The following is a 12,944-nucleotide window of genomic DNA, read 5'->3' as shown; positions in this document are numbered from 1 at the left end:
CTTGGAAAGCAAAGAGGTGGGTTGCGCTCCGCTAATCCACCCTGCGAATTGCGATGCGAAGGCCTGGCGCCTAGCCAGCCTCCCTGCGGCGGCTTTCGTGGCCGGTCCTCTCGGCAAGACGGCTGCGGTGGAGCGTGAACAGCTCCTGGACCTTGTCGGCCGGCTTCGCTGCACTGAACAGATAGCCCTGCATCTCGCTACAGCCGAGCGAGCGGAGCAAGCGCTGCTGCTCCTCGGTCTCCACGCCCTCCGCGGTCGTGGTCATTCGCCGCGCTGCGGCGAGGCCGACCACGGCCTGCACGATGCTGGAGGAGCCGTCGGGTCCCGCAATGTCCTCGACGAAGCAGCGGTCGATCTTGATCTTGTCGAAGGGGAAGCGGTGCAGGTAGCTCAGCGACGAGTAGCCGGTGCCGAAATCGTCGAGCGCGATGCGCACGCCGATGGCGCGAAGCTGATGCAGGATGGCGAGCGCGGTGTCGTCGTCGCGGATCAGCACGGCCTCAGTGATCTCGAGCTCGAGCCGGCTTGCCGGCAGGTTGGAGGCGGCGAGCGCCGCCATGATCTTCAGCGCCAGCGTGCCGCTCTTGAACTGCACGGGTGAGACGTTGACCGCGAGGCGGATGTCATCCGGCCAGGTTGCGGCGTCCCGGCAGGCCGTCGCGAGTACCCACTCGCCGATCTCGTTGATGAGGCCCGTATCCTCCGCGATCGGGATGAATTCGGCGGGCGAAACCATGCCGCGCTCCGGGTGGCGCCAGCGCACCAGGGCCTCGCAGCCCGTGATGGTGTCGTCCTTCAGGCTGAGGCAGGGCTGATAGAAGACTTCGAGGCCGCCATGGGCAATGGCATGCCTGAGATCGGTCTCGAGCTGCCGCCGCTCGCGGACTTTGGCATCCATCTCTGGTTCGAAGAAGCGGTAGGTGTGGCGTCCGGCGGCCTTGGCTGCATACATCGCCAGATCCGCATTCTTCAGGATCTGATCGAGCTCGGTGCCATGGTCCGGCGCCAGCGCTATGCCGATCGAGGCGTCGGTGGTGAGATGGTGGCCCATGCAGTCGAACGGCTCGCGGATGGCGGCGAACACCCGTGCCACAAGATCGGTGACGTGGTCGGGCGAGCTCACGGCGCTCTGCACGATCGCGAATTCGTCCCCGCCGAGGCGGGCGACGAATTCGGTCTCGCCGGCGCAGCGGTTCAGATGCGCGGCGATCGATTTCAGCAACTCGTCGCCGACGAGATGGCCGAGTGCGTCGTTGACACTCTTGAATTCGTCGATGTCGATGTAATGCACGGCGATGTGCTCGCCGTCGGCGATAGCTTCCAAGGCGCCCCGCAAATGCTCGTGGAACATGGTGCGGTTGGGCAGGTCGGTCAACGCATCGTAATGCGCAAGATGGGTGATGCGCTCCTCGGTACGGCGGCGCTCGGTGATGTCTTCATGCGTCGCAACCCAGCCGCCATCGGCGAGTGGCTCGTTGACGATCTGGATCGAGCGGCCGTCGGAGGTGTCGATGACCATGGAGTTGCGGATGTGGACGTCGCGCAGCACGCGCGCGACATAGCGGTCGACATCGCCGGCGAAAGAGCCGGTCGCCTTGCGGTGCGCGATGATGTCGTGGAAGCTGCAACCGGGTTTCACGACGTCGGCCGAGAGTCCGTACATCTCGAGATAGCGCTGGTTGCAGACGATCAGCCGTCGCGAGTCGTCGAACAGCAGGAGCCCCTGGGTCATGTTGTTGACGGCGCGGTCGAGCCGCTGCTTCTCCAGCGTCAGCCGTTCCCGTGAAAGGCGGTGCTGTGCGGAAAGCTTGCGAACCACCGCAATCAGCAGCCCGGCGATGGCGAGCGCCGAGGCGATGGCGATCGAGATCAGGAATCCGATCTGCTCGCGCCAGTCCGCGAGCGCCGCCGTTCTCGTGTTGGTGGCGACCATGACGATCGGGAAGTGGGGCAGGGCGTGTGACGAGATCAGGCGGTCGTCACCGTCGACCGTACTCGTGAAGCGCCCGGTGAAGTGATCGAGGTCGAATATCTTCCGCTGGGCATCCGGCCCCGATTTGAAATTCCGTCCTATTGCGTCCTCGATATGAGGGTAGCGGGCGAGCAGCGTGCCGTCGCGATGAAGCATCGAGATCGTCGCGCCTTCGCCAAGCGCGACGGAGGCGAAGAATGTCTCGAAACTGGCGGGCTCGATGCCGCGCCCGACCACGCCCAGGAACTCGCCGTTCGGGCCGGTGACCTTGCGGAGGATCAGGATCGTCCAAACGCCCGAGACGCGGCTGTGGACTGGCTGGACGAGCGTGTCCGGCGAGCTCGGATCGAATTTGAGGGTTCGGAAATAGGCACGGTCGTTGACGTTGACTTTCGGAGGCGGCCAGACGAGCGACGAATTGATCAGCTCGCCGTCGGCGTCGAAGATGTTGACGCCGCCGACATAGGACAGCGCCTCCATCTTGGAGCGAAGCGTCCGGTGGACGTCCTGCGTGGACAGGCGGCGTCGATAGTCTTCGACGCTTGCGATGCCGCTGGCACGCATATTCGTAATCAGGTCTTTCTGTATGACCTCGAAGTCCTGAAGCTGCTGGTCGAAATGGTGCGCGAGGAGTAGCGCCGCGTTGTCCAGCTCGCGCGCGCTGTTGCGCAGTGCGCGCTCGCGGAAATTCTGAGCCATCAGCGTCGCGCCGATCGCGATCGCCGCAATCAGCAGCATGCCGCCCACCACCAGCCAGCGGATCGGCCCGCTGCGGATCAGTGCCGTTTGCTCGAGGAGGCGACTGCCGAATCCCGTCATGATCTGAAACGCTGCCGTGCACACGCCAGGATCAGTTCTTGAGCCCGGAAACATCCGTTGGTTTACGGGAACGATGTGGAAGCGACGTTAGGAATCCCGGTTAATGAAGGGTAAATCGAGCCTGCAATCCGTGACACGCGTGTGATGAGCAGGCCAGCACTTATTGCCGGTACGGTGCATATGACCGGTCAGTTCTTGCCGGTCGCGGCTGCATCAACGAAGACTTAACCATCTAACGTGCTGGCGACGCTCACGCGCGCCGTGGCACGTGGTTTGCGAGTTGTCCCGTCATCGCCCCGAGAGCACAGGACAACAGGATCATGAAGACAGTGTTGCAGAAGTTCATTGCCGACGAGTCCGGCGCCACCGCGATCGAATACGGCCTAATCGCCGCCGGCATCGCGCTTGCCATCATCACCGTCATCAACGGGCTCGGCAGCAAGCTCAACAGCAAGTTCGGATCGATCAGCGCCTCGCTGCGCTGATCGTCCGTGTTCCGTTCCGCAACACCGGCGCTGCCACGATCAGCGCCGCGACGATGTTCGCGGCGGCGCTGATCAAGATCGGCAGCGTGTAGCTGTGCGTGACGTCATAGGCGAAGCCAGCGGCGCTCGGTCCGATCAGCGTGCCGAACGCGACGCTGGTGTAGAGAACGCCGATGATGCCGCTGACGTTGCGCCCGCCGAAATGGTCCATCACCACCGCGGGGAGCACCGCGACCCAGCCGCCATAGAACACACCATAGATGAAGGCGAAACCAGCGAGTGCGAGGACGCTCGCCGAGAACGCCCAGACCGCCATGGCGAGTGCCATGCCGAGCAGGACCATGATCAGCGACCGGTCGCGGCCGATCCGGTCGGCAAGCCCGCCGAGCAGGAAACGCCCGGCGGTGCTGCCGACGCCGATCGTGCCGAGCAGCAGCACGGCGGACGAAGTCGCAACGCCGTGATCGCGTGCGTAGGGCACGAGGTGCACGAAGGGGACGAAAGCGCCGAACGAGCAGACCAGGCACGACAGATAGAGGCCGACGAACCGCGCCGAGCGTATAGCCTCCTGCACCGGCGTTCCCGCGCCCGCGATCGTGCGTGCGGCCTCAGGCGGATCGCCGTCCGGGCCTACGCCGCGGTCGCGCGGATCGTTCTCGAGCAGCAATGAAATCCCGCCGCCCAGCACGACGGCGACCGCGGCCAGCATCAGATAGGCCCCGCGCCAGCCGAAACTCGCGATCAGCAGCGACGCGATCGGCGGCATCGCCAGCGTGCCGAGCCCGATGCCGCTGACGGCCAGTCCGGAGGCAAAGCCGCGGCGCTTGACGAACCAGCGCTGCACCGCGCCGATCGCGGGGACGTAGGCGCAGCCGACGCCGAGGCCAATTCCGAGTCCGTAGGCGATGTAGACCTCGGTGAGGGAGCGCGCCGCGCTTGCAGCCGCAAGGCCTGCGGCGACCACAATCATGCCCGTCACAGCCAAAGGACGCGCGCCAAAGCGGTCGGCGAGCGGACCGCTGAGGACTCCGAGCGCGAAATACAGAAAGCCCGCGATCGAGAACACCAGCGAAACCGAGCCGCGCGAGGCGCCGAAGTCGCGCTGGAGCGGTTCCAGGAACGCGCTGAACGTGTAGGCGGAACCGAAGCCGACGAATGTCACCGCGAAGGCCGCAGCGACGACGAGCCAGCCGTGGAAGATGCGCGGGCGGGTGAAGGTCGTTGTTCCGGTTGTCATCTCGGCCTCCGTGGTCTGGACGCTATGACACGGTTAAACGATTTATATCGGTGTCGGTTGCCGCACACCAGTAAAAATGATTTATTGGTGTGTATGTCGAAGCAATCCCGGAAATTCAAGGTTCCCGACGAGCTGGCAAATCTCTACGACTTTGCCAATTCGCTCGACGTCCGCCACTTCGTGCATTTCGGCGTGCAGCATCCGCAGAGCGACGCGCTTTCCGGCCCGAAGGCGCTTGGGGAGTGGTTGGCGGAGCACGGCATGGGCGAGGGCGACGCGAAGATCACGCCGGCGATGTTCCAGACCGCGCTGCGGCTGCGCGGGGCGCTGCGCGCCTATCTGCAATGCGAGCCGGCCGAGCGGCGCAGGAACAGGGATGTCCTTGGCGCGCTCGATGTCGGGCTCGAACCGTTTCCGTTACGGGTCGAGGCACGTGCGGGCCGCGGCGCAACGCTCGCAGCGGTCCGTCAGGATGCTCTCGCTGGCCTGTCGGCCATCGCCATCGAGTTTCACGACGGCACGCTTGCGGGTACGCTGGACCGGCTGAAGATGTGCGCGTCGGAAGAATGCCGCCGGGTGTTCTACGACCGGTCGAAACCGTCGACGCGGCGCTGGTGCATGTCGACGCTATGCGGCAACCGGATGAAGACACGTGCCTATCGTGAGCGCCGGCGCGAGGCCCGGTAGTGCGGGCGAGATTGCGTGTGGCAGGCCGTTCGGGGAACACCTCTCCTACGGGAGAAGTGGATTCAGCCAAAACTCATTTCCGCTTTGGTACTGGGCGCGCGCTTAGGCGCGGTAGTGGCCGGACTTGCCGCCCTTCTTCTCGACGAGATGGATGGCCTCGATGCGCACGCCACGCTCCACCGCCTTGATCATGTCGTAGATCGTGAGGCAGGCAACCGACACGGCGGTCAGCGCCTCCATCTCGACGCCGGTCGGACCTGTGACCTTCACGGCGGCACGGACGAGGCAGCCCGGCAGCTTGTCGTCAGGCTCGATGTCGACGGTCACCTTCGACAGCGCGAGAGGATGGCAGAGTGGGATCAGCTCCGAGGTGCGCTTGGCAGCCATGATGCCGGCGATGCGGGCGGTCCCCAGCACATCACCCTTCTTGGCGTTGCCGGAGCGGATCAGGTCGAGCGTCGCTCTGGTCATGACGACGCATCCCTCTGCGACCGCCAGCCGCTCCGTCGCAGGCTTCTCCGACACGTCCACCATTCGCGCCTCGCCGGAGGCGCCGATATGGGTGAGGACGGATTTTGCCTTGGCCTCGGTCTTGGCTTTGGTCTTGGACGGTGAACGCGCCATCTCAGCGCGTGCCCGTGGCGCGCGGGGTCTCGCGCGACAGCAGCGCGCGGGTGGCAGCCGTCACGTCGGCCTGCCGCATCAGGCTTTCGCCGACGAGGAAGGTCGACATGCCCACGCGCTCGAGGCGGACAAGGTCGGCTGGCGTAAAGATGCCGCTTTCGCCGACCATCAGCCGTTCCCGCGGGATCAGCGGCGCCAGCGCCTCGCTGGTCGCAAGCGTGGTTTCGAAGGTCCGCAAATTGCGATTGTTGACCCCGATCATCGGCGAGCGCAGTTTCAGCGCGCGGTCGAGCTCGCTCGCGTCATGGATTTCGATCAGGACGTCCATGCCGAGGGACAGTGCGGCGTCCTCGATATCTTTTGCGTCTGCATTGTCGAGCGCGGCCATGATGATCAGGATGCAATCGGCACCATGGGCGCGGGCCTCGACCACCTGATAGGTGTCGAACATGAAATCCTTGCGCAGCACCGGCAGCGACGTAGCCGCGCGCGCCGCGACCATGAAGTCGAGATGACCCTGGAAGGAGGGCGTATCCGTCAATACTGACAGGCAAGCCGCGCCGCCGGTCTCGTAGGCCTTCGCGAGCAGCGGCGGGTCGAAATCCGGACGGATCAGGCCCTTGGAGGGGGACGCCTTCTTGACCTCGGCGATCAATGCATACTCGCCATTGGCGAGCTTGTTGCGGATCGCGCGCAGAAAACCGCGCGGCGCGGGGGCGACCTTGGCCTTGGCTTCCAACGCGGCTAGCGGCTGTGCGCGCTTGGCCGATGCGATCTCCTCGCGCTTATACGCCTCGATCTTGGTCAGGATGTCCGACATGCAAGGCTCAGCTGTTGGAGACCGCGATGAGGTGCTTCAGCCGCGCCGACGCCGCGCCGCTGTCGATCGACTTGGCGCCGAGCGCCACACCTTCCTTGATGTCCTTGGCGTGTCCGGCCACCACCAGCGCGGCCGCCGCGTTGACCAGGGCGACATCGCGATAGGCGCTGGGCTTGCCGTCGAGCACGCTTTGCAGCGCGATCGCGTTGGCATCGGCATCGCCGCCTTTCAAGCCGACCGCTTCGCAGCGCGGAAGACCCGCGTCCTCGGGGGTGATCTCAAAGGTCTTGATCTCGCCCTTGTGCAGCGAGCTGACGAAGGTCGGGCCGGTGAGGGTGATCTCGTCGAGCCCGTCGGAGCCGTGCACGACCCAGACCGAGTCGGAGCCGAGATTCTTCAGCACCTGCGCCAGCGGCTGCACCCATTGCCGGGAGAACACGCCGACCATCTGCCGCTTCACGCCGGCCGGGTTGGACAGCGGTCCGAGCAGGTTGAAGATGGTGCGGGTGGCGAGCTCGACGCGGGTCGGGCCGACGTTCTTCATCGCGGGATGATGCGCTGGTGCGAACATGAAGCCGATGCCGCATTCGCGCACGCATCGGCCGACATCCTCGGGCTTGAGATCGATCTTCACACCGAGCGAGGCCAGCACGTCGGCTGCTCCCGAACGCGACGACAGTGCGCGGTTGCCGTGCTTTGCGACCGGCACGCCGGCGCCCGAGACGATGAAGGACGCGCAGGTCGAGACGTTGACCGAGCCGGAGCCGTCGCCGCCGGTGCCGACGATGTCGACGGCATCGGCCGGTGCGTCCACGCACAGCATCTTGGAGCGCATCGCCGAGACCGCGCCGGTGATCTCGTCCACGGTCTCGCCGCGCACGCGCAGCGCCATCAGAAGCCCGCCCATCTGCGAGGGCGTGGCCTCGCCGGACATCATGGCATCGAAGGCGGAGGCGGCTTCGTCACGCGACAGGCTGGCGCCGGTCGCCACTTTTCCAATGATCGATTTCAGGTCGTCCATCGCGTGCTTTCAACTGATTACTGGTTCGCGCCCGTCACCTGCGCGAAGGCGGCCTGATTAATGGTGGTTCCGATGTCGGTTTCAAGCTTGTTGACGTAGGACGCGACCTGCTCGTCCGTCAGCGAACGGTCAAGGGCCTCCTTCAACTTGGCGATCCCCTCGGAAGCAAGATCGACCGGTGGATCGACGATGTCGGTCAGGCGGAAGATGATGACCTCGCCGCCCGTACCCGGGGTCTGGCCGGCGCCGTCCTTGGCGGTCCGGAATGCGGCCGCGACCAGGCTCGACGGCACGCCAGCAGGCGAGTCCTCGCGCTTGAAGCCTTTGGCGGTCTCGACCTTCGCGTTGATGGCAGCGGCCTCGTCAGCGAGCTTGCCGCCCTGTTCGAGCTTCTGCACGATCTCGGTGGCCTTGGCGCGCAGCTTGGTCGTGATCTGGTCCTGACGCCAGCGCGCCTCGACCTGGTCGCGAACCTCGTCGAGGTTGCGCTCGCGCGACGGCGTGATGCCGAGCACGTCGTACCAGACATAGCCGCCGCGGAAGGATATCGGATCATTGTCGACGCCGACATCGCTGTTGAAGGCCTGCGACACCACGTCGAGCCCTTGCGGAATGTTGGCGACCGGCTGGCCGCTGGGCGTCCGGCCGGAGCGGTCGACGGCCTCGATGGTCACGGCAGCGAGCCCGAGCTTCTGCGCCGCGTCGATGACGCTGGAGCCGCCGCCGCGCTCATCTTCCATCTTGTCGCGCAATTCGGCGACCTTGGTGCGGGCGCGCTCGGCCGCGATCTCGCGTTTGATGTCGGCGGCGACGTTGGCGTAGTTCGCCTCCGCGCCCGGCTCGATCTTGTCGACCTTGACAAGCGCCACGCCGAAGCGGCCCTGCACGGGCTGGCTGATCTCGCCTGCGGGCAGCGCGAAGGCCGCGTCAGCCACGGCCGGATCGAGGATCGCGGATTTCGTGACGAGGCCGAGATCGGCGTCCGCCGCATTGAGCCCGCGCTCCTTGGCAAGGTCCTCGAACGACGTTCCGCCGGCGAGCCGGGTGCGCGCAGCCTGCGCCTCCTCGACCGTCGGGAACACGAGTTGATGCACCTGGCGCTTCTCCGGCGTGCTGAGCCGGTCCTTGCGCTGCTCGAACACCTTCTTGGCGTCGTCGTCGGAGACGTCGGTCCATTTGCCGATCTCCTCCGGCGAGATCACGACAAAGGAGATCTTGCGGAATTCGGGCGCGCGGAACTGGACCTTGTGGTCCTCGAAATAGGCGGCGAGGGCCTCGGGCGAGGGCGGATCGATCGTGCCGGCCTGCGCGGCGTCGAGCTTGACGAATTCGATGGAGCGCTGCTCGTTCTGGTAGCGGCTCAGCGCGTCGATCATGGTCTTGGACGGATCGAGGCCCGCACCGATCGTGCCGGTGATCTGCCGGCGCAGCGAGACCTTGCGTTGCTCGGCGACATAGCGCTGCTCGGTATAGCCGAAATTGCGGATCATGGCCTGGAAGCGCTGCGCATCGAAATTGCCGGCGGCGCCCTTGAAGTTCGGGTCGTTCATGATCATGCGGCGGATCTCGTCGTCCGACACGCCGAGCCCGAGCCGGCGGGCCTCTTCATCGAGGGCAGCTTCCGCGATGGTCTGCTGGAGCACCTGGCGGTCAAGGCCGAAGGCGCGCGCCTGGTCAGGCGTCAGGGGGCGGCCGAACTGGCGGCCGATCTGCTGCATGCGGTCGGTGTAGATCTGGCGGAATTCATTCAGCGAAATCTCGGTGTGGCCGACCTTGGCCACCGTGGACTGTCCGAAGCCGCGGAAAATGTCGGCGATGCCCCAAATGCCGAAACTGATGATCAATACGCCCATCACCACGGCCATAATCGTCTTGCCGAGCCAGTTTGATGAGGCCTTACGCATTCCTCGAAGCATTGCGTCCAACTTGTTTTGGCAGGAGGGAACCGGGCGCGCCTTAAAGCAGATTCCGCAAAAGCGCATCACCGAATTGATATGGCATCATAAAGTGGCGGCTTTCCCCCCGCAACCTGCCGCTCCCTTAAGCTGTGTTAACAGGGTCGGATCTCTGGAACTGGGACGCCCGGTCTGCTAGCGCATTCCGAACCTCATTTCGCTGGAATTTGGACATGACAGACGCCATCCGACCGCTGATCGCTGGAAACTGGAAGATGAATGGCCTGAAGGCCTCCGCTGCCGAATTCGACGCCATGCTTACGGGCGCGGCAGAGGTTGCCGCCAAAGCTGATCTCCTGGTGTGTCCGCCGGCGACGCTGATCGCGGCCTTTGCGGCGAAGGCACCCGGCAAGACGGTCTCCGTCGGCGCCCAGGATTGCCACACCAAGGCCTCCGGCGCCCATACCGGGGATATCGCGGCGGAAATGCTGGTGGATGCGGGCGCTTCCGCCATCATCGTCGGCCATTCCGAGCGCCGCGCCGACCACGGCGAGAGCGATGATCTGGTGCGGCAGAAGGCCGAGGCTGCCTGGCGGGCAGGGGCGATCGCGATCGTCTGCGTCGGCGAGACCCAAGGCCAGCGTGACGCCGGCCAGACCCTGGATATCCTGCGCGGCCAGCTCAGTGGCTCCCTGCCGGACGGGTCTACCGCCGCCAATCTGGTCGTGGCCTATGAGCCGGTCTGGGCGATCGGTACGGGCCTGACCCCTACGGCCAAGGATGTCGAACAAATTCATGGGTTTATCCGGGAACTCCTGACCTCCCGGTTCAAGGCTGACGGTGCGAAGATGCGCATCCTCTATGGCGGCTCGGTCAAGCCGTCGAACGCAGCCGAACTGATGGCGGTCAAGAACGTCAACGGCGCGCTGGTCGGTGGCGCCAGCCTCAAGGCGGCCGATTTCCTTGCGATTGCCAAGGGCTGCCCTTAGCTAACCGGCAAAGCGCCGGCGGCTCAAAGCGGAGTCCGGGCCGATCGGGGGTGGCAATGCCAGTCCTGATCGTGTAACACCGCGCAACTTCAGGAAAACCCGCAAAGCGCGATGGCTGCCGGCACCGGCGCTAGGCGCTTGTGACGGAAGGGTACCATGCAGACCGTTGTGATCGTTATCCATCTCATGATCGTCGCCGTGATGATCGGCGCCGTGCTGCTGCAGAAGTCGGAAGGCGGCGGCCTCGGCATGGGTGGAGGCGCAGGCTTCATGTCGAGCCGCGGCACCGCGAATCTGCTGACGCGGACCACCGCCGTGCTCGCGGTCGGCTTCTTCGTCACCAGCCTGTTCCTGTCCTGGTATGCCGGCTACGACCGCAAGCCTTCGTCCATCATCGGGCAGCCTGCATCGCAGAGCCAGCCGGCGGGTGGTGCAACTCCGGTGGCGCCGCCGACCTCGGGCGGTGTCCTGGATACGCTGAAGAAGGCGGACGAGCAGCAGCAGAATCAGGCACCGGCCGGTCCGCAGGCGCCACGTTCGCAATAAAGCAGAGGGGCCATGCAGGACGACGCCTAGCATCCTGCATCAACAACCCCCATCAAGGCTCTGGCAACACACTCAGTTCTGGCTCACCCACAGGCCCGCAAATTGTTTGGGGCGGGACGCGAATCGCTTTGGCGAATCGAGTTCGGGGGATTAAAGGTTAAGTCCCATGGCGCGGTACATATTCATCACCGGCGGCGTGGTCTCTTCGCTCGGCAAAGGTCTGGCTTCAGCGGCACTGGGTGCACTGTTGCAAGCCCGGGGCTACAAGGTCCGCCTCCGCAAGCTCGACCCCTATCTCAATCTCGATCCCGGAACGATGTCGCCGTATCAGCACGGCGAAGTGTTCGTGACCGATGACGGCGCAGAGACCGATCTCGATCTCGGTCACTACGAGCGCTTCACGGGACGGCCGGCGACGAAAGCCGACAACATCACCACGGGCCGGATTTATCAGGACATCATCACCAAGGAGCGCCGCGGCGATTATCTCGGCGCGACGATCCAGGTCGTGCCGCACGTCACCAACGCGATCAAGGAGTTCGTCCTCGACGGCAATGACGACTACGATTTCGTGCTGGTCGAGATCGGCGGCACCGTCGGCGACATTGAAGGCCTGCCGTTCTTCGAGGCGATCCGCCAGCTCAAGAACGAGCTGCCGCGCGATCACGCCGTCTACATTCATCTCACGCTGTTGCCCTACATCCCGAGCGCCGGCGAGCTGAAGACAAAACCGACGCAGCATTCGGTGAAGGAGCTGCGCTCGATCGGCATCCAGCCCGACATCCTGCTGTGTCGCACCGACCGCGAGATTCCGAAGGAAGAGCGCCGCAAGCTCGGGCTGTTCTGCAACGTGCGCGAAAGCGCCGTGATCGAGGCACGGGACGTCGACAACATCTACGCTGTCCCCGAGGCCTATCATAACGCGGGCCTCGACGACGAAGTGCTGGCTGCGTTCGGCATCGGCTCGCGGATTCCGCCGGAGCTGCGGAGCTGGCAGCAGATCAACGAGCGCGTTCGCAATCCCGAGGGCAATGTCACCATCGCCATCGTCGGCAAATATACCGGCATGAAGGATGCCTATAAGTCGCTGATCGAGGCGCTGTCGCATGGCGGTATCGCCAACAAGGTGAAGGTCAATCTCGACTGGATCGAAAGCGAGATATTCGAGAAGGAAGATCCCGCGCCGTTCCTCGAGCACGTCAACGGCATTCTGGTGCCCGGCGGCTTCGGCCAGCGCGGCGCCGAAGGCAAGATCAAGGCGGCGCAGTTCGCGCGCGAGCGCGACGTGCCGTATTTCGGCATCTGCTTCGGCATGCAGATGGCGGTGATCGAGGCCGCGCGAAACCTCGTGGGCATCGAGGACGCCAATTCCACCGAGTTCGGTCCGACGAAGGAGCCGCTCGTCGGTCTGATGACCGAATGGCTGCGCGGCAACGAGCTTGAGAAGCGCTCGCAGGCCGGCGACCTCGGTGGCACCATGCGGCTCGGCGCCTATCCCGCGGCGCTCTCGCGCGGCAGCCGCGTCTCGCAGGTCTATGGTGGCGCGACCGAGATTTCCGAGCGCCATCGCCACCGCTACGAAGTCAACACCGCCTACAAGGACCGCCTTGAGCAGCACGGTTTGAAGTTCTCAGGCCTCTCGCCCGATGGCGTGCTGCCGGAGATCGTCGAATACGAGGATCACCCCTGGTTCATCGGGGTGCAGTTCCACCCCGAGCTGAAGTCGCGTCCCTTCGAGCCGCATCCGCTGTTTGCCTCGTTCATCGAGGCGGCGGCGAAGCAGAGCCGGCTGGTGTAAGCACCTCCGGCCTTTGACGCGTGCGCAAATTGTTGCGACAACTCCTTGCCG

The 12,944-nt window shown here is 64.8% G+C and carries 11 protein-coding genes; 5 read left to right on the top strand and 6 right to left on the bottom strand.

Going from position 1 to position 12,944, the window contains the following annotated elements; all coding sequences use genetic code 11:
- Positions 1-70: 70 nt before the first annotated feature.
- A complete protein-coding gene (locus ACV1FX_RS09025; protein ID WP_473117227.1) occupies positions 71-2,794 on the bottom strand; it encodes a bifunctional diguanylate cyclase/phosphodiesterase in 2,724 nt (907 codons plus the stop codon).
- A 317-nt stretch (positions 2,795-3,111) separates the two neighbouring features.
- On the opposite strand from ACV1FX_RS09025, the gene ACV1FX_RS09020 reads away from it, so the two are divergent.
- Entirely contained in the window at positions 3,112-3,276 is a 165-nt protein-coding gene (locus tag ACV1FX_RS09020; protein ID WP_473117184.1) for a Flp family type IVb pilin, read from the top strand.
- On the opposite strand, the gene ACV1FX_RS09015 is transcribed toward ACV1FX_RS09020, so the two are convergent.
- Positions 3,257-4,513: an MFS transporter gene (locus ACV1FX_RS09015; RefSeq protein ID WP_473117183.1), complete on the bottom strand. Its 1,257-nt coding sequence runs from the start codon at positions 4,511-4,513 to the stop codon at positions 3,257-3,259. The genes ACV1FX_RS09020 and ACV1FX_RS09015 overlap by 20 nt on opposite strands.
- 93 nt (positions 4,514-4,606) lie before the next feature.
- Here ACV1FX_RS09015 and ACV1FX_RS09010 point away from each other — a divergent pair, with 93 nt between their 5' ends.
- The gene (locus ACV1FX_RS09010; protein ID WP_473117182.1) at positions 4,607-5,200 is read left to right on the top strand and encodes a CGNR zinc finger domain-containing protein; all 594 of its coding nucleotides are present in this window, start codon (positions 4,607-4,609) and stop codon (positions 5,198-5,200) included.
- A gap of 102 nt (positions 5,201-5,302) precedes the next feature.
- Here the strand turns inward: ACV1FX_RS09010 and moaC are convergent, their stop codons facing one another.
- The 4 genes from moaC to ACV1FX_RS08990 are packed head-to-tail and all read right to left on the bottom strand — an operon-like array spanning position 5,303 to position 9,581.
- A complete protein-coding gene (gene moaC, locus ACV1FX_RS09005) occupies positions 5,303-5,824 on the bottom strand; it encodes a cyclic pyranopterin monophosphate synthase MoaC (protein ID WP_473117181.1) in 522 nt (173 codons plus the stop codon).
- Position 5,825: 1 nt separating this feature from the next.
- Positions 5,826-6,644 carry an indole-3-glycerol phosphate synthase TrpC gene (trpC, locus tag ACV1FX_RS09000; protein WP_473117180.1) on the bottom strand — a complete coding sequence of 273 codons (819 nt, stop codon included), beginning with the start codon at positions 6,642-6,644 and terminating at the stop codon, positions 5,826-5,828.
- Positions 6,645-6,651: 7 nt separating this feature from the next.
- Complete coding sequence (gene trpD / locus ACV1FX_RS08995) at positions 6,652-7,665, bottom strand: anthranilate phosphoribosyltransferase (protein WP_473117179.1); 1,014 nt, start codon at positions 7,663-7,665, stop codon at positions 6,652-6,654.
- A gap of 17 nt (positions 7,666-7,682) precedes the next feature.
- Positions 7,683-9,581 (bottom strand): peptidylprolyl isomerase, encoded by a 1,899-nt coding sequence (locus ACV1FX_RS08990; protein WP_473117178.1) that lies wholly within the window; start codon positions 9,579-9,581, stop codon positions 7,683-7,685.
- A 212-nt stretch (positions 9,582-9,793) separates the two neighbouring features.
- Between ACV1FX_RS08990 and tpiA the strand changes: the two genes are divergently transcribed.
- The 3 genes from tpiA to ACV1FX_RS08975 all read left to right on the top strand — a co-directional run bounded on the left by tpiA (position 9,794) and on the right by ACV1FX_RS08975 (position 12,893).
- Positions 9,794-10,549 (top strand): triose-phosphate isomerase, encoded by a 756-nt coding sequence (gene tpiA / locus ACV1FX_RS08985; RefSeq protein ID WP_473117177.1) that lies wholly within the window; start codon positions 9,794-9,796, stop codon positions 10,547-10,549.
- A gap of 156 nt (positions 10,550-10,705) precedes the next feature.
- A complete protein-coding gene (gene secG, locus ACV1FX_RS08980) occupies positions 10,706-11,095 on the top strand; it encodes a preprotein translocase subunit SecG (RefSeq protein ID WP_473117176.1) in 390 nt (129 codons plus the stop codon).
- Between the two features lie 166 nt (positions 11,096-11,261).
- The gene (locus ACV1FX_RS08975) at positions 11,262-12,893 is read left to right on the top strand and encodes a CTP synthase (protein WP_473117175.1); all 1,632 of its coding nucleotides are present in this window, start codon (positions 11,262-11,264) and stop codon (positions 12,891-12,893) included.
- Positions 12,894-12,944 lie beyond the last annotated feature (51 nt).

It is taken from the genome of Bradyrhizobium ingae, from assembly GCF_055791185.1.
This window is presented reverse-complemented; position numbering and strand designations above follow the sequence as displayed.

Coding starts and splice junctions, on each gene's coding strand:
- ACV1FX_RS09020 (WP_473117184.1), top strand. CDS start 3,112: ATGAAGACAGTGTTGCAGAAGTTCATTGCCGACGAGTCCGGCGCCACC.
- ACV1FX_RS09015 (WP_473117183.1), bottom strand. CDS start 4,513: ATGACAACCGGAACAACGACCTTCACCCGCCCGCGCATCTTCCACGGC.
- ACV1FX_RS09010 (WP_473117182.1), top strand. CDS start 4,607: ATGTCGAAGCAATCCCGGAAATTCAAGGTTCCCGACGAGCTGGCAAAT.
- moaC (WP_473117181.1), bottom strand. CDS start 5,824: ATGGCGCGTTCACCGTCCAAGACCAAAGCCAAGACCGAGGCCAAGGCA.
- trpC (WP_473117180.1), bottom strand. CDS start 6,644: ATGTCGGACATCCTGACCAAGATCGAGGCGTATAAGCGCGAGGAGATC.
- trpD (WP_473117179.1), bottom strand. CDS start 7,665: ATGGACGACCTGAAATCGATCATTGGAAAAGTGGCGACCGGCGCCAGC.
- ACV1FX_RS08990 (WP_473117178.1), bottom strand. CDS start 9,581: ATGCTTCGAGGAATGCGTAAGGCCTCATCAAACTGGCTCGGCAAGACG.
- tpiA (WP_473117177.1), top strand. CDS start 9,794: ATGACAGACGCCATCCGACCGCTGATCGCTGGAAACTGGAAGATGAAT.
- secG (WP_473117176.1), top strand. CDS start 10,706: ATGCAGACCGTTGTGATCGTTATCCATCTCATGATCGTCGCCGTGATG.
- ACV1FX_RS08975 (WP_473117175.1), top strand. CDS start 11,262: ATGGCGCGGTACATATTCATCACCGGCGGCGTGGTCTCTTCGCTCGGC.